Raw genomic sequence first — 19,468 nt, 5'->3', positions numbered from 1 at the left:
AATAAACTGAAATGCCGGCTGTTGGAAGTTTGGCAGCCCAAACGGGTTCAGCAGGGAGAAAAATCATGAACAAGATCGTCATCGCCATGTCAGTGCTTGGCGCCGTTGCTTTTGCCGGTTCGGCCAGCGCCGAAAAGCTGAAAGCAACGCTCGATGCCAAGTCCGAAGTCCCGGCAACGACCAGCAGCGGCACCGGAACGGCTGATCTGGATTACGACGCCGCCAGCAAGAAGCTGTCTTGGAAAGTCACCTATTCCGGCCTGTCCGGCCCTGCCACCGCCGCGCATTTCCACGGACCTGCCGAGCCCGGCAAGAACGCCGGCGTTGCGATCCCGATTCCCGGCGCCGCCACCAGCCCGGCCGAGGGCTCGGCGACACTGACCGACGCGCAGGCGGCCGATCTGCTCGGCGGCAAGCTCTACGTCAACATCCACACCGCGGCCAATCCGGGCGGCGAGATCCGCGGCCAGGTGATGAAGTAACCTTCGCACAGATCAGCAAAAAGGGCGGCTGCCATCGCAGCCGCCCTTTTCGTTCCGCGTACGCTGGCGCAGGCGTCACACCTCAGGTTCGGCTGCGTTCAGCGCCTGCGCGAGGTCGGCGATCAAATCCGACGGGTGTTCGATGCCGATCGACAGCCGGATCGTGGAATCGAGCACGCCGATTTTCCGGCGGATGTCGGCGGGAACGCCGGAATGGGTCATGGTGGCCGGCAGGCTCGCAAGCGACTCCGTTCCACCGAGGCTCACCGCCAGCTTGAGGATTTGCAGCGCGTTGAGGAATTTCATGGCGGCGGCCTTGCCGCCGACGATGTCGAACGAGAACGTGGACCCCGCCCCTGTGCATTGCCGCACAAACACACGTCCGTCCCGCGACGCCGCGTCGTGATGACCGAGATAGTGCACCTTGGCCACTTTGGGATGATCGCGCAGATAATCCGCCACGAGGCGCGCATTCGCATCGGCCTTTTCCATGCGCAGGCTCAGCGTCTCGAGCGACCGGTTGATCATCCAGCAGGAATGCGGATCGAGCTGGGTGCCGATGGCGCCTCGCAGCGCCTTGATGCCTTTCACCACCGCCTTCGCGCCGAGCGCGGCGCCCGCGATCAGGTCTGAATGACCGCCGACATATTTCGTGAGCGAGTACAGGGAAATATCGGCGCCGTGCTCGATCGGCCGCTGAAACACCGGCCCGAGCAGGGTATTGTCGCAGGCGATGATCGGAACGTGGCCTTGGGTCTTTCCGATGGTGTCGGCGACACGGCGCATCATCGCGATGTCGACCAGCCCGTTGGTGGGGTTGGCCGGGGTTTCGATCAGGATCATCGAAACGCGGCCCTTGCGCATGGCCTCCTCCGCGGCCTGGCTGACCACGTCTTCATCGACGCCATCGGCGAAGCCGAGGGCGCCGATCGACAGACGCGCAAGCGTATTCGTCAGCAGCGTTTCCGTGCCGCCATAGAGCGGCTGGGAGTGCAGAATGACATCGCCGGGGCGGACGAACGCCAGAATCGTGGTCGCGATGGCCGCCATGCCGGACGAGAACAGCGCGCAGCTCTCGGTGCGCTCGTAGATCGCGAGCCTGTCCTCGACGATTTCGCTGTTGGGGTGATTGAAGCGTGAATAGACCAGGCCCGCACCCATCCCTTCCGGCGGCTCGCGCCGGCCGGAGACGAAATCGAAGAAGTCCTGCCCGTCCTCGGCGGTCTTGAACACGAAGGTCGAGGTCAGGAACACCGGCGGCTTGACCGCGCCTTCCGACAATTGCGGATCGTAGCCATAGGTCAGCATCAGCGTTTCCGGATGCAGCATATGGTTGCCGATGTGCGTCTTCGACGGGAACGGTTTGACCATGGCTTGTCTCGCTGTTGCTGATTGAGCTGCTCGCCGCGGGTTGGAACTCCTGATGTCATAACGCAGTCAGGAGCGAGATGCGTCAGCGTCAAAAGCTCACGCCAATGCCGCGGCGGCTGGAGCAAAGATAGCTGCTCCGGCAGCGATCCGTCAGGCCTTGCGAACAGAATTTCCAGCGGTGACACGCGACGCAATAAAAAGGGCGGCTGCTTTCGCAGGCCGCCCTTCTTGATTCCCAGTAGCCCGGATGGAGCGCAGCGCAATCCGGGGCAGTCTGTCAGCTCGATTGGATTTCCCGGATTGCGCTGCGCTCCATCCGGGCTACGATTTTTGCCTCAGCCGTTCTTCACGCGAAACGTCTCGTGGCAGCCGCCGCATTCCTTGCCGACCGCGGGGAAATTCGCCTTGAGCGAGTCCAAATCCTTGATCTTGCCCTTGGCCTCGCCAACGACCTTGGCGAAGCTCGCGACCTTGGCGTCGAATCCGGCCTTGTCCTCCCACACTTTCGGCGAGGCGCTGTAGTCGCCCTCGGGCTTCATGCCCTTGGCGCTCGCCGGAAACAGGTTCGGCAGCTTCTTGGCGGTGTCCTCGAACTGCGCCAGCGCGCTGTCCACCGTAGCCTGGTCGTAGGGCTTCTCGCCCTTGACCATCGCCGCCACTGCGCCGGCGTTCTTGCCGTTGCCCTTCATCAGGATCTGGACCTCCTTGACGGAGTCCTGTTGTGCCCAAACCGCGCCCATACCGAGCAGGAGCGCGCCCCCAACAACCAACATTCGCTTCATTCGCAAAGTCCCTTTCCTTGATGCAGGATTGCCTTGATGCAGGATTGCCTTGATGCAGGATCGCAGCGCTGCACGATCGTGCTGACCCCGCAATGGGGCCAACACCGCTTGGCAGAGTTCATTCCATGGGAAGATTGTCACAGGCTGTGGCGGCGATGGTGCTCGTTGACGGCGATCCACACCCGCTCCGGGGTCGCCGGCATGTCGATGTGGTCGATCTTGTATTCGCGCCAGAGCCCGTCGACGATGGCGTTGACGACGGCCGGGCAGGACCCGATCGCGCCGGCCTCGCCCGCGCCCTTCACCCCCAGCGGATTGGTCTTGCAGGGAACGTTGGCGGTTTCGAACACGAAGTCCGGCCCGTCCGCCGCGCGCGGCAACGCATAGTCCATGAAGGTCGCGGTGACGAGCTGGCCGTCGCCCGCGCCATAGACCGCCTGCTCCATCAACGCCTGGCCGATGCCCTGCATGGCGCCGCCATGGACCTGCCCGGCCAGCAGCAGCGGATTGAGCGTCATGCCGAAATCGTCGACGATCACGTAGTTGACGATTTTGATGATGCCGGTGGCCGGATCGATCTCGACCTCCGCGACATGGGTGCCGTTCGGATAGGTGCCGTCGGCGCTGGCGAAGGTCGCGCTCGCATTGAGCTTCGACGGATCGACGCCGGGACGCTTGGCCAGATCGGCGAACGAGATCGAACGGTCGGTGCCGGCGATGCGCACCAGGCCATCGGTGATCTCGAGGTCGCCGGCGCTGGCTTCCAGCGCCTGCGCCGCGATCGCCTTCAGCTTCTCGCCGAGTTCGCGGGTCGCACGCTCGACGCTGACCCCGCCTGACGGGATCGAGGCCGAGCCGCCGGTGCCGAGACCCGTGGCGATCATGTCGGTGTCGCCCTGGTGGACGTGCACGCGCTCAGGCGCCACGCCGAACTGCTCGGCAACGATCTGCGCATAGGCGGTCTGATGGCCCTGCCCGCTCGACTGGGTGCCGATCAGGACGGTGATATCGCCATTGGGGTCCATCCGCACATTGGCGGTTTCCTCGCCCATGGTGCCGCAGACCTCGACATAGCTCGCAAGCCCGATGCCGCGGATCAGGCCGCTCTTCTTGGCCGCCTTGGCGCGCTTGCCAAACTCCTTCCACTCGGCGATCTCCATCGCGCGCTTCAGATGCGCGGCGAAGTCGCCGGAATCGTAGACCTTGCCGGTCGCGGTCTTGTAGGGCAGCGCCTTCGGCTGAATGAAATTCTTGCGGCGGATCGCATCCACCGTCACGTCGAGTTTTCGCGCGCAGGCGTCCACGAGACGTTCGATGACATAAGCCGCTTCGGGCCGCCCGGCGCCGCGATAGGCATCGACCGGCACGCTGTTGGTGAAGATGGTGCGCACACGGCAGTGGAACGCCTGGATGTCGTAGAGGCCCGGCAGCATGCCGGCGCCGCCATGCGGGATATAGGGCCCGAAGGTCGACAGATACGCGCCCATGTCGCCCATCAGATCGCAATCCATCGCGAGGAACTTGCCGTCCTCGGCCAGCGCCATCTTCGCGGTGGTGACGTTGTCGCGGCCCTGCGCATCGCCCATGAAATGCTCGGTGCGGTCGGCCGCCCATTTCACCGCCTTCTTCAGTTTTCGCGCGGCGACTGCCAGGAGGGCGTATTCCCGATAGGGAAACAGCTTCGTGCCGAAGCCGCCGCCGACGTCGGGGCAGATCACCCGCATCTTGTCGGTCGGAATGTTGAGCACGTTCTGGCAGAGGATATCGCGCAGGCGATGGCTGCCCTGGCTGCCGACGGTCAGCGTCAGATGGTCGCGCTTGGCGTCGTATTCGCACACCGCCGCGCGCGTCTCCATGAAGTTCGCGACCACGCGCGGATTGACAATCGAGATCTCGGCCACCGCATGCGCCTTGGCAAAGGCCGCTTCGGTCGCTTTCTTGTCACCGATCGAGACGTCAAACAGCACGTTGCCGGGCTTGTCCGGCCAGACCAAGGCTGCGCCCTTCTTCACAGCGTTGACGACCCCGGTCACCGCCGGCAGCGGGCTCCATTTGACCTCGATCGCTTCGATCGCGTCGCGGGCCTGATCGATGGTCTCGGCGACGACGAAGGCGATGGAATCGCCGACATGGCGCACCTCATCCTTGGCGAGGATCGGATAGGGAGGGCCCTTGAAGGGGTCGGTCTCGAGATTGAACAGGCACGGCAGATCGCCGAGATCGCCGACCTCAGCGGCGGTTAGGATCAGCGCAACGCCGGGCAGCGTCCGGGCGCGGCTCGCATCGATGGTGTATTTGGCATGGGCATGCGGCGAGCGCAGCATCAGACAGCGGAGCGCAGCCTGCGGCGCGTAATCATCGGTATAGCGGCCCTTGCCGCGGATGAGCGCGTCATCCTCCTTGCGCAGCACGCTTTGGCCAACGCCGAACTTGATGGGAGCCGCCATTTTCTTGTCCCGTTTCTCATGGTTATTTTGCCGGCATATTGCCGTGGAAAAACTGGCAAGGCAAACGGCTTTAGCTGGACGCAGTCCGCGAAAAATTGTCCGGCACCCTTGTGTTTCAGAGCGGGATACGACGGAAAGGCCGCAGCTCACTCGTCTCCCTGTGAAGATCGATGATCCTGCGGACGTCCTCGGCACGCTCGGTCGCGGCCAATTGGCTCGCATAGGCCATGCGGCGAACCACCGCTGAGGATTGAAACGTCCAGTATTGCGTCATCAGCGGGTTGATGAACAGCTCGTTCCCACTGGTCCGGTTGGTGGCATGATAGTTGCCGAACTCACCCCGCAGTGCACTCGCGATCGAATTGCAGACGATGCTCGGGTGCTGGGGCTGACGCTGGTTGGCGTAGTCAACCAGATCGAGGAATGCATCGGCCTCCTTACTGCCCTGCGACAGCGAAAACATGCCGAGAAACCCACCATCGCGAATCAGCCGGGCCGTGGTCTCCAGGAACGCATGATGCGAGACACCGTGATAGTGATCCACGCCGAAGCCGATCGCAGCGAGCAGCACGCGTTCGCCCGCGGCCTGATCGGCGGCGATGAGCGAGACCGCGTCCTCGACGACGCTGCCGACGCCGGGCTCGTCGCCGAACACGAGACTGTCCGTTCCGCCATCGACCAGGACGACCATGTCGATGTCGTGGCGGTCGATAATCGCGCGATACGCAGCTGCGAGCGGACGAACGCCGCTCTTGGCAAAAGCGTAGATCGGCACGAGCTGCTCGCGGCGGCCGAGCCATTCAGCCAGCCACTTCTCCGGAAAGTACGGAATCTCGGCGGCGCGCTGATCGACGCGCCAAATCGTCTCCCCGATACGCTCACCGCCGCACAGCCACAAATTCGTGAAGGAGAAGCTGGCGAACACCACCTGCTTACCCTGCGCCGTCAGATGCTGGGCGAGCGGAACCCCGGCGAAAACGTCGAAGCCGCCGCCACAGCCAGCAACAAGCACTTTGCTTGCGTGATCGAGTCGCTCAAGAAACGGAATCATGCTTGAAAAACCGTACGTTTGATCATTTACATCCCCGCTCGGCTCCATAGAGCCGTGGCGCGATCTCTCAGCCTGTCGATAGCGCATTCCGGCGTGAGGTAGTCAATCTCGCCACGCGTCAGGCCGATATCCATCAGCTCCCTGTCACTCAGGTCCTGCAAGGCGATGTGTGGACCCTGCCGCCAGCGCCAGTCCTGGAGCGCACGCCAGTATTGCGCGAGCAAGCCTGGGATGCTCCACGTCGAGGCAAGTTCGAGAGGGAGCCTCTCGGTCTCGGATGTCATGTTCGTCTGTTGGGGTGGCATCGGACGCTCCTGCTGTTGTGCCGGCAGGGAGCGTGGCCAAACAAAAGGCCCCGTCCGATGCCGGCGGGGCCTGGTGGAAAGATGTCGTCGTCGAATTCTTAGCGCGCGACTCCTTCCACGGCCCAGCCGAAGCGGGTCATGTGAATGCAGTTGAGTTTGCGCACTGATTTGATCATGCGCTGCGATTACCACAGCAATCGCGCAAAATCAAGAGATGTGTAGAGGTTCGCTGCATCCTGGAGGCGAGTCCCTACCTGAGGGTGCCGGGCGCCGAAGCCGACGACGCCCGTCAACGCCCTCAGGACTTCGTCTGCTTCGCTTCCACGTATCGTGCGAAGTTTTCGAGGATGGCCTGCCAACCGCCTTGCTGCTGCTCGACCGAGTGCGTCGATTCGCCATCGAAGACAACCCGGATCAGAACGCCCTTCGGGCCGGGCACAAACTCGACTTCGGCTTTTCGCTCGCCGAACGCGTATTCGATCCGCTTGTGCTCGATGATTTTCGTGTAGGTACCGGCGAAGTCAAAGCCCATGCTGCCGTCCTTGGCCTCCATGCGCGATGAGAAGATACCGCCTTCTCGCAGGTCGACGGTCGCCTTGGTCGTATGCCAATCGTCAGACGCGGCGTTCCACTTCATGATGTCGGCAGGCGTCGTATAAGCGCGCCAGACCTGATCGATGGGGGCTGCTACGTTGGTTTCGACGGTGATCCTCATAAACAGTGCTCCTGGTTCGATTTTTGCCGGCTCAAGGTGACGGCATCACGTCAATTGTGCAGGGTCCATCCGCCGCGCTTCCGAGATGTGTCCATCCAAGGACGATCGAGACGGGCCCGTGCCGACAAGGTCGAGCCGTCAATGGGTTGAAAATATGAAAAAGCTAACCCCGCACCAGCGAGACCAGCCAGCGGCGGCCGAACAGCGCAAGGATGGCGAGCGCATAGACGATCGTGCCCCCGACGGCCAGCAGAAGCAGCGTCAATTCGTCCCGGAAGTGCATCGAGCCCAACGAAGGACCGCCGAAGCGCGCGATGAGCCAGAAGGCGGCGGCCAGGATGATCCCGGTCAGCAGGAATTTGGCGAGCGACAACAACCAGGCGCGGTCCAGCACGAGAAAGCCTCGCCGCACCGCGAAGAACAGCACCAGCAGCAGATTGGTCCAGACGCCGACGGCAGTGGCAAGCGCAAGCCCGATCTGGGCCAGCGATCCCATCAAGGCGACCTTGAGGGCGACGTTGACCGCGATGCCGGTCAGGGAGGCGCGAACCGGCGTCGCCGTATCCTTGCGCGCATAGAAGGTTGCGACCGCGCTACGGATCAGCACGAAAGGAATGAGGCCGATGGCATAGGCCGCGAGCGTTGCGCCTGCGGCGGCGGCATCGGCTTTCGAGAACGCCCCGCGGGCGAACAACGCGCGCATGATCGCGTCGGGCACGGTGAGGAAGGCGGCGACGAACGGCACCGAGAACAGCAGCGTGAAATCGAACGCACGGCGCTGCGCCTTCATCGCGCCGTCATGGTCGTTGGCCGTGATCCGCCGCGACATCTCCGGCAGCAGCACCGTACCGATGGCAATGCCGATCACGCCGATCGGGAGCTGGTTGAGACGGTCGGCATAATACAGCGCCGACAACGCGCCCGCGGGCAGGAAGGTCGCGATGATGGTGTCGGCAAACAGCGCGAGCTGCGTGCCCATCGAGCCCAGCGTCGCAGGTCCCAACGCCCTAAAGAATGCGCGGACGTCTTCGTCGAGCTTGAGTGGCGCAAAGCGCGGCAGGCCGCCATGGCGGGCGAGATCGCCGGCGAGCAGGGCATATTGCAGGAAGCCGGAGATGAGGACGCCCCAGGCGGCAGCGTGGCCCGCGCTGGGAAACCAGGCGGCCAGCGCCAGCGTCATCATCATCGAGATGTTGAGGAAGATCGACGCGGCCGCGGCGCTGGCGAAGCGCTGCATCACGTTGAGCATGCCGCCGTAGAGCGTCACCAGCGTGATCAGCAGCAGATAGGGAAAAGTGATCCGGGTCAGCTCGATCGCGAGCTTGCGCTGCTCGGCGTCCTCGCTAAAGCCGGGGGCCAAAATGCTCATGGCCTGCGGCATGAACAGCCAGGCGACGATCAGCAGCACCACCTGCGAGGCCAGCAGCAGCGTGAAGATGCGGTCGGCGAACAATCTTGCCGCCCCCTCCCCGCGCTCGCCATGGACGTGCGCATAGGCCGGCACCCAGGCGGCGTTGAAGGCGCCCTCGGCAAAGATCGCACGGAAATGGTTGGGCAGCCGCAGCGCCACGAAAAAGGCGTCGGCCACGGGGCCGGCGCCGAGAATTGCCGCAAGCATGATGTCGCGGGCAAACCCCGTCAGCCGCGAGAGCAGCGTGTAACCACCAACCGTGAAGATACGTCCGAGCATGCGTCTGTTTTAGAGGCTTATCGAACAGAGGTCGATTGCATCTTGCGAATGCGCATTGCTGTGCCCTCTCCCCTTGTGGGAGAGGGCAGCGCCGCAAGTAGACGCAAACTCATTGGGGTGAGGGGTCTCTCCCCGCGCATTCCGGGCGGAGAGAGACCCCTCACCCGTCTCGCCGCTTTGCGGCGAGCCACCCTCTCCCACAAGGGGAGAGGGCAAGAACAGCGAAATCAGGTTGAAAGCGCACCGCGCACGGCCGCGATGATTCGCTCCTGATCGGCTTCGGTCAGATAGGCATGCATCGGCAGGCTGATGACATCCTGCGACAGGCTCTCGCAGCCCGGCAGGCCGCCTTCGGCGACCGGGTACTGCTTGTAGGCGGTCTGCTGATGCATCGACTTGCCGTAATAGATCGCGGTCGGCACGCCCTGGGCCTTCAGCGCGGCGGCAAAGCCGTCGCGGTCGGTGCCCTCAGGGAGGCGGATCGTGTACTGCGCCCAGACTGACGTATTGCCGGGAGCAACGCGCGGCATGGTGACCACATTGCTGAGACCGCGTGCGTAGCGCTCGGCGACCTTGTTGCGGGCAGCGATCTCGTCGTCGAAGATCTTCAGCTTCTCGAGCAGGATCGCGGCCTGCATGGTGTCGAGCCGGCCGGTCAGGCCGAGGCGGACGTTGTCGTATTTATCGACGCCCTGCCCGTGCACGCGGATGCTGCGCAGCGTCGCCGCGAGCTCGTCGTCATCGGTGAAGATCGCGCCGCCGTCACCGAAGCAGCCGAGCGGCTTTGCGGGGAAGAAGCTGGTCGCGGTGGCGAGCCCAAAGGTGCCGAGCTTGCGGCCCTTGTAGCTCGCGCCAAAGCCTTGCGCGGCGTCGTCGAGCACGAACAGGCCTTCGGCCCTGGCGATCTCGGCGATAGCGTCGTGATCGGCGGGCTGTCCGAACAAATCGACCGGAATGATCGCGACCGGCTTCAGGCCGGCTTTGCGGGCTGTCGCGATGCCGCGCTTGAGCGATTCCGGGCTCATGTTGAAGGTGGCTTCGTCGACGTCGACATAAACCGGCGTCGCGCCGGTCCGCGCGACCGGCGAAGCGGTCGCGATGAAGGTGAAGGACGGGCACAGCACGGCGTCGCCCGGCCCGACATTCTTCGCCATCATCACCATCAGGATCGCATCGGTGCCGCTGGCGCAGCCGATGACGTGCTTGGCGCCGCAATAAGCCGCAAGCTGCTTCTCGAGCTCGGCGACTTCAGGGCCGTTGACGAACTGGCAATGATCGAGAACCCGCTTCACGGCGGCATCGAGCGAGTCGCCGAGCCGGCGGCGCTGCGAGGCGACGTCGATAAAGGGAATGGGTTCGGAACGCAGATGCTGGTTCATGGCCTGGTTCTTGGAGCCTTCTTGGCTGGTCGACATGGAAAGAGTTCAGCCGGCAACGCGGCGCGGACCCTTGCGGGCAGACGACGAGGCTGCGGGGCGGGACGGCGTTTCCAGGCACTGCGTCGCGATCTCGAGGCTGGCGACGCCTTCGTCGCCCGTAACGGCCGGCGTCTCGCCATGACGCACGGCCTTGAGGAACGCGATCAGCTCGGCGCGGAGCGGCTCGTCATGGCCGACCGGCAGATGCCGCATCGAATAGCTGCCGTCAGGCTTGAAGCCGAAACATTCGGTGACCTGGCGCGTCAAGAGATCGCCCATCACGTATTTGCCGCGGGTCGCGACCGTGACGCTGCGTGCCTTGAACGGCGTCAGCCAGTTGGTGTTGATGTGCGCGAGCACGCCGTTGGCGGTGCGGAACTGCAAGAGCGCGATGTCCTCGCGCTCGGCGACCGCACTCGACAATTGCGGCTGCACCTCGACGATGTCGGACTCGGTGAACCAGCGGATCAGATCGATGTCGTGCACGGCAAGATCGATGACGACGCCGACATTGGACATGCGCGGCGGAAACGGGCCGACGCGCGTGATCGCGATCGACAGAATATCCTCGCCCGCGATCGCCTGCTTGACGGCGGCGACCGCCGGATTGAAGCGCTCGACATGGCCGACCATCAGCGTCACGCCGGCCTTTTGCGCAGCCGTGACGATCTCGCGGCCTTCCGCGACCGTGGACGCAATCGGCTTCTCGACCAGCACGTGGATGTTCTTGGCGATGCAGGCGAGCGAGACCTCGTGATGCAGATGAGTCGGCGCCGCGATGGTGACCGCATCGACGCCTTCGGCCAGCAGTTGGTCGAGCGTCTCGAAGCTCGCGCAATTGGCAAGCTCCATCGCCCGGGTGCGATGTGCCGGCGAAGGATCGACGACGCCGACCAGGCTGACGCCGGGAAGACCCGCGAGCACGCGCGCGTGGTTGCTGCCCATCACACCGGCGCCAATGACGCCGACGCGCAAGCCGGCCTTTGCCGGTGCAGATCCTGTGGAACTCATTTGAGCAAACCCCGATTCAACGCAAATCCCCGAGGCGCTTCTAGCACGGCCGCCACATTTGTGGCGAATGCGGAGCTGGCGGTCCGGACACGATTTGATTCAAACAGTTACACGTTCCCCGGGCTTAAGCCTCTGAAAGAGACCACTCTTTTGGCCCGGGGCGCGTGATTCGGAGTGTGCTGGTTACGACCTTTGATAGTCGTCTTCAATCCGGATGATGTCGTCTTCCCCGAGATAACTTCCAGTCTGGACCTCGATCAGCTCCAGCATGATTTTACCGGGGTTCTCCATCCGGTGCACCGCGCCCATCGGGATGTAGATGGACTCGTTCTCGTGCACGCTTTTGATGGTCTCGTTGACGGTGACGCGGGCCGTGCCGCGGACCACGATCCAGTGCTCGGCGCGATGATGGTGCTTCTGCAGCGACAGACGCCCGCCCGGCTTCACCACGATGCGCTTGACCTGGTGGCGCTCGCCATTGTCGACCGACTGGTAGCTGCCCCAGGGCCGATGTACCTTGAGGTGCTCCTCGGTGACTTTCGGCGCGACCGCCTTGAGTTTTGTGACCAGCCGCTTGAGCCCGTTGGCGTCTTTTTGGCGCGAGACCAGCACTGCATCGGCAGTCGCGACCACGATGAGATCGTCGACGCCTTCGAGCGCGACCAGCGCAGCGTCGGTGGTGACGTTGCAGTTGCGGCTATCTTCGAACACGGCGGTGCCGTGCGAAGCATTGCCTTGCGCGTCCCTGTCCGACAATTCCCACACCGCGTGCCAGGAGCCGACGTCGGACCAGCCGCACGACACCGGCACGACCGCGGCGCGCGCGGTCTTCTCCATCACCGCATAGTCGATCGAGATCGCCTTGGCCGCGCCGAACGCCTCGGGCTCCAGCGTCACGAAGCCGAGATCGCGTCCGGCGTTACTAACAGCAGTGGAAATCGCCTCCACGCTCGCCGCATCGACCTTGCGGTATTCGTCGAGCAGGACGCTGGCCGGGAACATGAAGTTGCCGCTGTTCCAGAGATAGCCGGAATTGACATAGTCGGCCGCCTTCACCGCATCCGGCTTCTCGACGAAACGCGCGACCGCGTGCACCTCGCCGGAGATGACCTCGCCCGGGCTGATATAGCCGTATTCGGTCGCCGCTCGCTCCGGCTTGACACCGAACGTGACGATGCGCCCGGCGCTCGCGGCGGTGAGGCCTTGGCGGCAGGCCGCGACGAAGGCGGCATTGTCCTGCACCACGTGGTCGGCGGCGAGCGCGAGCACGATGGCTTCACTCGAGCGGTTCTGCGCGAACACCGCGCCGGCTGCGATCGCGGGGCCGGAATCGCGCCGCATCGGCTCGAGGATCACGTCGGCCTCGATGCCGATCTCGGCGAGCTGCTCCAGCACCATGAAGCGGTAGGAGGCATTAGTGATGACGATCGGGCGATCGAACAGCGAGGCCTCCGAGACGCGCAACAGCGTATCCTGGAACGTCGAGCGCGTGCCGAACAGCGGCAGGAACTGCTTGGGGCGCACCTCGCGCGAAGCCGGCCACAGCCGCGTTCCGGCACCGCCGCACATGATCAGGGGGATAATGCGTTTGTCCATCGTCATCTCAAACCTTGAAGTCGTCCCGATACCAGGTGACACAATTACGAACTCCGTGCGCGATCGGCCTTGACGGTGCAAAGCCGGCGTCGCGCATCAGATCCTCGACATCCGCGAACGTTTCCAAAGGTTTCTCGGCAGCAATTCTTTGATCGCCGTCCGACCCAGCTCCTGCTCCAGAACTCCGACGACGTGCGTCAGCTCTTCCGGGTGGTGGTTCTCGACATTGTAGACCTTAGACGGCGCATTTGCGGCAGCCGGGTCATCCGCGGCACCAAGCCGATGAAATCGGCGCCACCCGTGACCAAAATCGCCTGATCCCTCATCCTGTTCCCAAGGAGTGCTTCGCCCGATCCGTCGCTCGATTTTTCGCCCGCGGCGCCTCTTTTGCCTCGGCGTCGACGGGGTCGCAATAGCCCGCCGCCCTGCATGCGGGCTCCCGATCACCGCTATTGCAAGATCGGCGCCAAAACCATACCAAAGCGGCCGAATTCGGCGCCTTGCGTCGGGTTGCTTCAAAACCCTTGTTCATGCGGGCGAAATGCGCCGAATCCTGCTGTCGACGGCCAAGATCCTGATTTCCGGAGCGCTGCTCTACCTGGCGCTGCGCAAGGTCGATCTGTCCGAACTGTTTTCGCGTTTCAACGTGACCAGCCTGTTCTGGATCGGCTTGGCGATCGCGATCGCGTTCCTGCAGATCTTCGTCGGCGTGTTGCGCTGGCGCGAGATCAGCGCCGAATGCGGCGCCCCGCTCGAGCTCAGCCGGGCCATGCGCTACAACGTGATCGGATCGTTCTTCAACCAAACCCTGCCCTCGGCGATCGGCGGCGATGCGGTCCGGCTGTGGCTCGTCGCGCGCGCCGGCGCCGGCTGGCGCGCGGCGACCTACTCGATCTTCGTCGACCGTGCGATCGGTTTGATCGCGCTCGCGATCATGATCGTGGCAAGCCTGCCTTGGAGCTACGCCCTCATCGCCGATCCGCACGGGCGCTCCGCGCTGCTGCTCGTCGACTTCGCCGCGCTTGCGGGCGGTCTCGGCTTCCTGGTCTTCGGCGCGCTGCAATGGCGCTGGCTCAAAACCTGGTGGGCCACGCATCACATTCACGCCTGTGCCGTGATCGCCAACCGCGTGATCTTCAGCCGCTCGCGCGGACCGGTCGTCGTGATCCTGTCGCTCGCCGTGCATGTGCTGGCCGTCGTGGTCGCCTGGTGCGTCGTGCAGTCGATCGCGGCGCCGGTCGGCTTCAGCGACGTCTTTGTGCTGGTGCCGCCGGTGATGCTGATCACGATGATGCCGATCTCGATCGCCGGCTGGGGCGTGCGTGAAGCCACCATGAGCCTCGCCTTCGGCTTCGCGGGCCTCGCCACGAACGAGGGCGTCAACGTCTCGCTGCTGTTCGGCGCCGTGTACTTCATCGTCGGCGCGATCGGCGGTCTGGTCTGGATCCTGAGCGCGGAGAAAGCCGCGCAGGGATCGGCGCCGCTCGGGGTGCCGGAGTGAACGCGGCCGTCGACGCGCTCGGCGCGATACCATCGCTGCTTGCCGTTGCGATGGCCGCGCTGGTGTCGGGCGTCATCACCTGGACCAGCCGCCCCCTGCTCCAGCGTTACGCATTGGCGCGGCCCAACGCGCGGTCCTCTCATCGTATCCCGACTCCGCAGGGTGCGGGCATCGCGGTGATATCAGCGACGCTGCTGGTCGCATCAGCCTGGGCAGCCTGGGCGAACGTCGCGATTCCGCCGGCGCTGATCGCTGCGACGGTCTTGATCGCCCTGGTCGGATTTGCCGACGACATCAAGTCGCTGCCGGTGCTCGTGCGTCTCGTGCTGCAGGCCGCAGCGGTCGGCGCTGTCGTGTTCACCACGCCCGAGACCGCGCGCATTGTGCCGGCGCTGCCGCTCGCGCTGGAGCGCGGACTCATCCTGCTGGCGGGCGTGTGGTTCTTGAACCTCGTCAACTTCATGGACGGGCTCGATCTGATGACGGTGGCGGAAGTCGTGCCCGTCACCGCGACGCTGCTGCTGCTGGCACTCCTTGGCGATCTGTCGTGGCCGGCTGCGCTGATCGCCGCGACGCTGTGCGGCGCCATGCTCGGCTTTGCGCCGTTCAACAAGCCGGTCGCAAAAGTCTTCCTGGGCGATGTCGGCAGCCTGCCGATCGGCCTTTTGCTCGGCTGGTGCCTGCTCGATCTCGCCTGGCGCGGGCAGCCCGCCGCGGCGCTGTTGCTGCCGGCCTATTACCTCGTGGATTCCACCATCACCCTGTTTCGGCGCATCGCTAGGGGCGAGCAATTCTGGTCGGCGCATCGCTCGCATTTCTACCAGCGCGCCACCGACCACGGCTTCACGGTCTCTCGCGTGATCGGGGAGGTGTTCGCCCTCAATATCGTGCTCGCGGGGCTTGCCATCGTCACCGCTCGCGCCGGCTCGGTGACGATCACGCTGATCGCGCTGCTGGCGGGCGCAATCGCGATCGGAATCGTGCTGCGGCGGTTCTCCCGCCCTCAGGCGTCCTGAGCCGCCAGCGCCAGCCGCAGCCCCTCGTCCAGAGACACCTGCGGCTGCCACCCGGTTGCGGTCACCTTGGAGAGGTTGAGCTCGAGCGAGCCGATCAGGCTGTCCTGCGTATCCTCCCGGCCCATCACTCTCAGCAGCGTGCTGAGCAGGTCCTGCGGCATGCCGAACAGCCGCGAGTTCTTGCCGGCAGCCCTGGCCAGCCGCGCGATGAACTCGGGCGTCGAGACCTGCTCCCTGTCCGCCACCAGGAAGATCTCGAAATTGCTCGCGGGATCTGGATGAGAGAGCCGTCGCAGGATGAACGACGACAGGTTCTGCACGGCAAGGAAGGCGCGGTGATTGCGGATCGCGGCAAAGGGCAGCGGCAGACCGAGGTTCACTGCACGCGTCAGCAGCGCGAAATTGCCCTTGGCGCCCGCACCATAGACCAGCGGCGGCCTGATCACCGAGATCGTCATGGCGCTGTCGCGTGCCAGCGTCTTCAATCCCGCTTCGGCCGCGGCCTTGGACATGCCGTAGAGACCGCGCGGCGTCAGGATATCGTCCTCGCTGAACGGCGCGCGGCCCTCGTTGCTGCGACCGTGCACGAGAACGGTGCTGATGAAGATGAACTGGCGCACGCCGGCCGTCGCCGCGCTGCGCGCCAGGTGCAGCGTGCCGGCAATGTTGACGTTGCGATAGAGCTGGACCGCATGCTCTTCGTGCTTGTGATGCACCCGCGCGGCGAGATGAACGACGGCATCGACGCCTTCAAGTGCCGCCTGCCAGTCGGTGTCAGGCCCGATCGTTTCGATCACGACCTCGTCGTCCATGCCTTCCGGTCTGCGCACCGCGCGGCGGACCGACCACCCCTCGCGCGCCAGCGCGGGTACGACATGACGGCCGACGAAACCGCTCGCACCCGTCACCAGCACGACTGGCTTGCGCTCGTTCATCGTTGCTCCGCCAGTTCGGGGTTGCGCAACAATTCGTCGACCAGGGCAGCATAGGCGTTCATCGCGGTGACGCGATCGAATTTCGCTGCCGCCTTTACCGCGCGCTCCGCAATGGCGACACCGTCGGAGCGAGACGCCGCGCGGATGACCTCGGCCAGTTGATCGGCACGGCCCGGCGTCACCACCCAGCCCAGCCCGTTCTCCACCACCGTCAACGCGGCCTCGGCCTCCGGTTCGGAGACCAGCACCACGGGACGGCCGACCGCCAGCAGATTGTAGAACCGGCTCGGCACCGACACCCCCGCAACGTCCTTCCGGTACGGAATGATCCAGAGATTGGCCGCCGCCAGGAATGCCTCGAGCTCGGCATCCTCGACCCGCCCCACGAAGGAGACATTGGGCAAGTTCGCATCGGCCTGCAACTGCTTCAATCGCTCGAAGCCGATGCCCCAGCCGGAGAGCAGGAAGTGGATGTCAGGCTCGGCCCTCAAAAGACGCGCCGCCTCGAACACGATCTCCGGATCATGGGTGAAGCCGAGATTGCCCGACAGGCCGACAACGAAACCCGCCGAGAGCGCTTTGCGGAACGGATTATCCTCCGTCACCGGCCGGGGTGCGGCCACCAGCGTCGCCCAGTTCGGGATGAAGCGGATCTTGTTTCGCGTCATGCCGGAATAGCTCAGCAGCGGCCGTTCCGCATCGCGGCCGATCGTGATGACGGCATTGAGCGCGCGGAACATCAGGCTGTTGGCGGCGCGCATCGTCATGGTCACGATCGAACCGGGCTTCAGCAGGCCCGCCATCACCAGCACGTCGGGGAAGAGGTCGTGCATGATCAGCGCCGAGCGCGCGCCCTTCAGCCTCGCCGCCGCCGCGACCGCGTAAGGCAGCATGAACGGTGCGGTGACGGTGAGCACGACGTCACCTCGCCTCAGCTCCCGTGTCAGCGCCAGGAACGTGCGCGCCGCGAACAGCAGCTCGGAGGTGCCGCGCCGCACCAGCGCCGCCTTGCCCGCCATCCGGTTCTTGACGGCGACGACCCGCGGCTTGCCCGGGCCGGTCTGCGCGGCCGGCAACGCGCCTGATGAGCCCGACAACACCACGACCTCGTGATCCCCGGCGATGCGGCAGGCGATCTCGGCCATGATCGCCGCCGTCGTGCTCGGATCAGGCGGGTAATGCTGGCTCGCCACGACGATCTTGCCTCGAGGCTGCATGATCAGGCCGCGGTCGACCCGAATTCCGGAACCGCGTCCTTCAGGATGGTCCTGATGGTGGCCCGATCGTCGCGCGCGATCGCCTGCTCCAGCGCCGCAATCCATTTGCGCAGCGTCTGCATAGGCGGCTCGTTCGGCTGCGCGGCCATGATGCCGGCGACGCCGATCTCGCGGGTCGGCTCCTCGGAGGCGAACAGGATTTCGTGCAGGCGTTCGCCGGGCCGCATGCCCGTGAACACGATTTCGATGTCGTAGCCGGGTTGCAAGCCCGACAGACGGATCATGCGCTCGGCGAGATCGACGATCTTCACCGGCTGGCCCATGTTGAGCACATAGACCGACACGTCCGAACGCTGAGATCCCAGCGCATGCGTTGCCGCCGTGATGACGAGATCGCAGGCCTCGCGGATGGTCATGAAGTAGCGGACCATGTCGGGATGCGTGACCGTCACGGGACCGCCGGCATCGATCTGGGCCTTGAACTTCGGCACCACCGAGCCGTTCGACGCCAGCACGTTGCCGAACCTGACCGAGATCAGCCGCATCGACCGCCTGGCGCCACCGAGACCCGCCGCAAGATCATGGTCGAGCGCCTGGCAATACATCTCGGCGAAGCGCTTGGTCAGGCCGAGCATCGACACCGGCTCGATCGCCTTGTCGGTCGAGATCATCACCATCGCTTCGGCGCCGGCGCTGTGCGCGGCATCGGCAACGTTGATCGAGCCGAAGATGTTGGTCTTGACGCCCTCGCTCCAGTCGCGCTCGAGGATCGGCACGTGCTTGAGCGCGGCGGCATGGAACACGATGTCCGGCTTGAACTCGGCCATCAGGCGCATGATGCGCTCACGGTCGCGGATGTCGGCGATCCGGCCTTCGATCGAAGCAGCGCTGCCGAGCACCGCGAGCGTTTCCGTGATCGCGTAGAGTGCCGGCTCGGAATTTTCCACGATCAGAAGGCGCGCCGCGCCGAACGCGACGACGCGCTCGCAGATCTCGGAACCGATCGAGCCGCCCCCGCCGGTGACGATTACCGCCTTGCCCTCGATCAGGGCCTCGAGCCGCGCATAGTCGATCTTTTCGCTCGGCCGCAGCAGCAGGTCCTCGACGGCGACGGCCGTGAGCCGAGGCGTGTCGCCACTCTCGAGCGAGGGCATGCGGCTCACGATCACGCCGAGCTTGCGCGCCCGCATCAGGATCGATTCGGGATGCGCCTCCGGCTCGAATGCCGTCGGCGTCATCACGACGCGCGCGATCCCCTTGCCGCGCTTGGTGAAGTCGGCGACGACATCCTCGATGTCGTCGACGCCACCCAGAACCGGGACGTTGCGGATGGACTGGCCGCGATCGGAACTCGATGGCGAGAGCACGCCGACCGGCCAGATGTGCTTGATCGCCCCGCTTTCGATTCCCCGCAACAGCACCTCGGCATCCGCAGCGCGGCCGATCAGCAGCGTCGGCGCGGCATCTCCGGTGCGGGCGTGACGCCGCACCCGCGTGTAGCGGAAATAACGGTAGGTCATGCGCAACGCGCTGAGGAAGGAGATCTCGAGGAACCAGTAGAGGACGATGGTCACCTTGCCGAGGAAGAAGGCGCCGCGAACGTTGGGGGCGACGAAGATGTAGTCGAGCACCAGGAGTGCAACCGTGAGCACGGTCGCGACGCGGATGATGTTCAGCGCGTCGGGCAGCGAGATGAAGCGCCATTTCGTCGTGGTCAGGTTGAAGACGAAGCACACGACCAAGCTGAAGGCCAGAAAATAGGGCAGGATCTGGATCAGCAGCGGCAGGCGGTCGAAGAAGCCGTCGCCGCCCTCGAAGCGCAGATAGAAGGCGGCGAACAGCGCCGCCGTGGTCGCCAGCAGGTCGTGGAGCGCGATCATGGCATTGCGCAAGGTGAGATGCGAAAGACGCGTCATCCGCTGACCGAAAAT

General features: G+C 64.6%; 16 protein-coding genes. 3 read left to right on the top strand and 13 right to left on the bottom strand.

The features are described 5' to 3' along the window. The first annotated feature begins 65 nt into the window (after positions 1 to 65). Positions 66 to 482: a CHRD domain-containing protein gene (locus ABIC03_RS11165; protein WP_275169947.1), complete on the top strand. Its 417-nt coding sequence runs from the start codon at positions 66 to 68 to the stop codon at positions 480 to 482. 75 nt (positions 483 to 557) lie between these two features. On the opposite strand, the gene ABIC03_RS11160 is transcribed toward ABIC03_RS11165, so the two are convergent. The 10 genes from ABIC03_RS11160 to ABIC03_RS11115 form a co-directional block, all read right to left on the bottom strand. Continuing rightward, complete coding sequence (locus ABIC03_RS11160) at positions 558 to 1,853, bottom strand: cystathionine gamma-synthase family protein (RefSeq protein WP_354058038.1); 1,296 nt, start codon at positions 1,851 to 1,853, stop codon at positions 558 to 560. 335 nt (positions 1,854 to 2,188) lie between these two features. Beyond that, positions 2,189 to 2,635 (bottom strand): c-type cytochrome, encoded by a 447-nt coding sequence (locus ABIC03_RS11155; RefSeq protein WP_354058036.1) that lies wholly within the window; start codon positions 2,633 to 2,635, stop codon positions 2,189 to 2,191. Between the two features lie 137 nt (positions 2,636 to 2,772). Further along, entirely contained in the window at positions 2,773 to 5,082 is a 2,310-nt protein-coding gene (locus tag ABIC03_RS11150) for a xanthine dehydrogenase family protein molybdopterin-binding subunit (RefSeq protein ID WP_354058034.1), read from the bottom strand. A gap of 115 nt (positions 5,083 to 5,197) precedes the next feature. Further along, positions 5,198 to 6,094: a DUF1152 domain-containing protein gene (locus ABIC03_RS11145; protein ID WP_354058032.1), complete on the bottom strand. Its 897-nt coding sequence runs from the start codon at positions 6,092 to 6,094 to the stop codon at positions 5,198 to 5,200. Between the two features lie 65 nt (positions 6,095 to 6,159). Continuing rightward, positions 6,160 to 6,417: a DUF1127 domain-containing protein gene (locus ABIC03_RS11140; protein ID WP_354058030.1), complete on the bottom strand. Its 258-nt coding sequence runs from the start codon at positions 6,415 to 6,417 to the stop codon at positions 6,160 to 6,162. 319 nt (positions 6,418 to 6,736) lie between these two features. Continuing rightward, positions 6,737 to 7,153 (bottom strand): SRPBCC family protein, encoded by a 417-nt coding sequence (locus ABIC03_RS11135; RefSeq protein WP_354058028.1) that lies wholly within the window; start codon positions 7,151 to 7,153, stop codon positions 6,737 to 6,739. A gap of 163 nt (positions 7,154 to 7,316) precedes the next feature. Further along, on the bottom strand, positions 7,317 to 8,843 hold the full coding sequence (murJ, locus tag ABIC03_RS11130) for a murein biosynthesis integral membrane protein MurJ (RefSeq protein ID WP_354058026.1): 1,527 nt from the start codon (positions 8,841 to 8,843) through the stop codon (positions 7,317 to 7,319). Between the two features lie 227 nt (positions 8,844 to 9,070). Continuing rightward, complete coding sequence (locus ABIC03_RS11125) at positions 9,071 to 10,258, bottom strand: DegT/DnrJ/EryC1/StrS family aminotransferase (RefSeq protein ID WP_354058024.1); 1,188 nt, start codon at positions 10,256 to 10,258, stop codon at positions 9,071 to 9,073. Between the two features lie 9 nt (positions 10,259 to 10,267). Continuing rightward, positions 10,268 to 11,272, bottom strand: coding sequence for a Gfo/Idh/MocA family protein (locus tag ABIC03_RS11120; protein WP_275169940.1), 1,005 nt, complete (start codon positions 11,270 to 11,272; stop codon positions 10,268 to 10,270). Between the two features lie 183 nt (positions 11,273 to 11,455). Beyond that, positions 11,456 to 12,868: a mannose-1-phosphate guanylyltransferase/mannose-6-phosphate isomerase gene (locus ABIC03_RS11115; protein ID WP_354058021.1), complete on the bottom strand. Its 1,413-nt coding sequence runs from the start codon at positions 12,866 to 12,868 to the stop codon at positions 11,456 to 11,458. 541 nt (positions 12,869 to 13,409) lie between these two features. On the opposite strand from ABIC03_RS11115, the gene ABIC03_RS11105 reads away from it, so the two are divergent. Together ABIC03_RS11105 and ABIC03_RS11100 are read left to right on the top strand one after the other, a co-directional pair. Further along, positions 13,410 to 14,369 carry a lysylphosphatidylglycerol synthase transmembrane domain-containing protein gene (locus ABIC03_RS11105; protein WP_354058019.1) on the top strand — a complete coding sequence of 320 codons (960 nt, stop codon included), beginning with the start codon at positions 13,410 to 13,412 and terminating at the stop codon, positions 14,367 to 14,369. Then, positions 14,366 to 15,385 (top strand): MraY family glycosyltransferase, encoded by a 1,020-nt coding sequence (locus tag ABIC03_RS11100; RefSeq protein WP_354058017.1) that lies wholly within the window; start codon positions 14,366 to 14,368, stop codon positions 15,383 to 15,385. Before ABIC03_RS11105 ends, ABIC03_RS11100 begins: the two co-directional genes overlap by 4 nt. On the opposite strand, the gene ABIC03_RS11095 is transcribed toward ABIC03_RS11100, so the two are convergent. The 3 genes from ABIC03_RS11095 to ABIC03_RS11085 are packed head-to-tail and all read right to left on the bottom strand — an operon-like array spanning position 15,373 to position 19,453. Then, positions 15,373 to 16,320 (bottom strand): NAD-dependent epimerase/dehydratase family protein, encoded by a 948-nt coding sequence (locus ABIC03_RS11095; protein WP_354058015.1) that lies wholly within the window; start codon positions 16,318 to 16,320, stop codon positions 15,373 to 15,375. The genes ABIC03_RS11100 and ABIC03_RS11095 overlap by 13 nt on opposite strands. Beyond that, positions 16,317 to 17,537 carry a glycosyltransferase family 4 protein gene (locus ABIC03_RS11090; RefSeq protein ID WP_354058012.1) on the bottom strand — a complete coding sequence of 407 codons (1,221 nt, stop codon included), beginning with the start codon at positions 17,535 to 17,537 and terminating at the stop codon, positions 16,317 to 16,319. The genes ABIC03_RS11095 and ABIC03_RS11090 overlap by 4 nt, the downstream gene beginning before the upstream one ends. A gap of 2 nt (positions 17,538 to 17,539) precedes the next feature. After that, positions 17,540 to 19,453 carry an SDR family NAD(P)-dependent oxidoreductase gene (locus ABIC03_RS11085; protein WP_354058010.1) on the bottom strand — a complete coding sequence of 638 codons (1,914 nt, stop codon included), beginning with the start codon at positions 19,451 to 19,453 and terminating at the stop codon, positions 17,540 to 17,542. Between the last annotated feature and the right edge of the window lie 15 nt (positions 19,454 to 19,468).

Origin of the sequence: Bradyrhizobium sp. RT6a (genome assembly GCF_040547675.1) — a bacterium.
Taxonomy (GTDB): domain Bacteria; phylum Pseudomonadota; class Alphaproteobacteria; order Rhizobiales; family Xanthobacteraceae; genus Bradyrhizobium.
The sequence above is the reverse complement of the archived record's forward strand: the minus strand, read 5'-3'. Positions and strand labels throughout refer to the sequence as shown.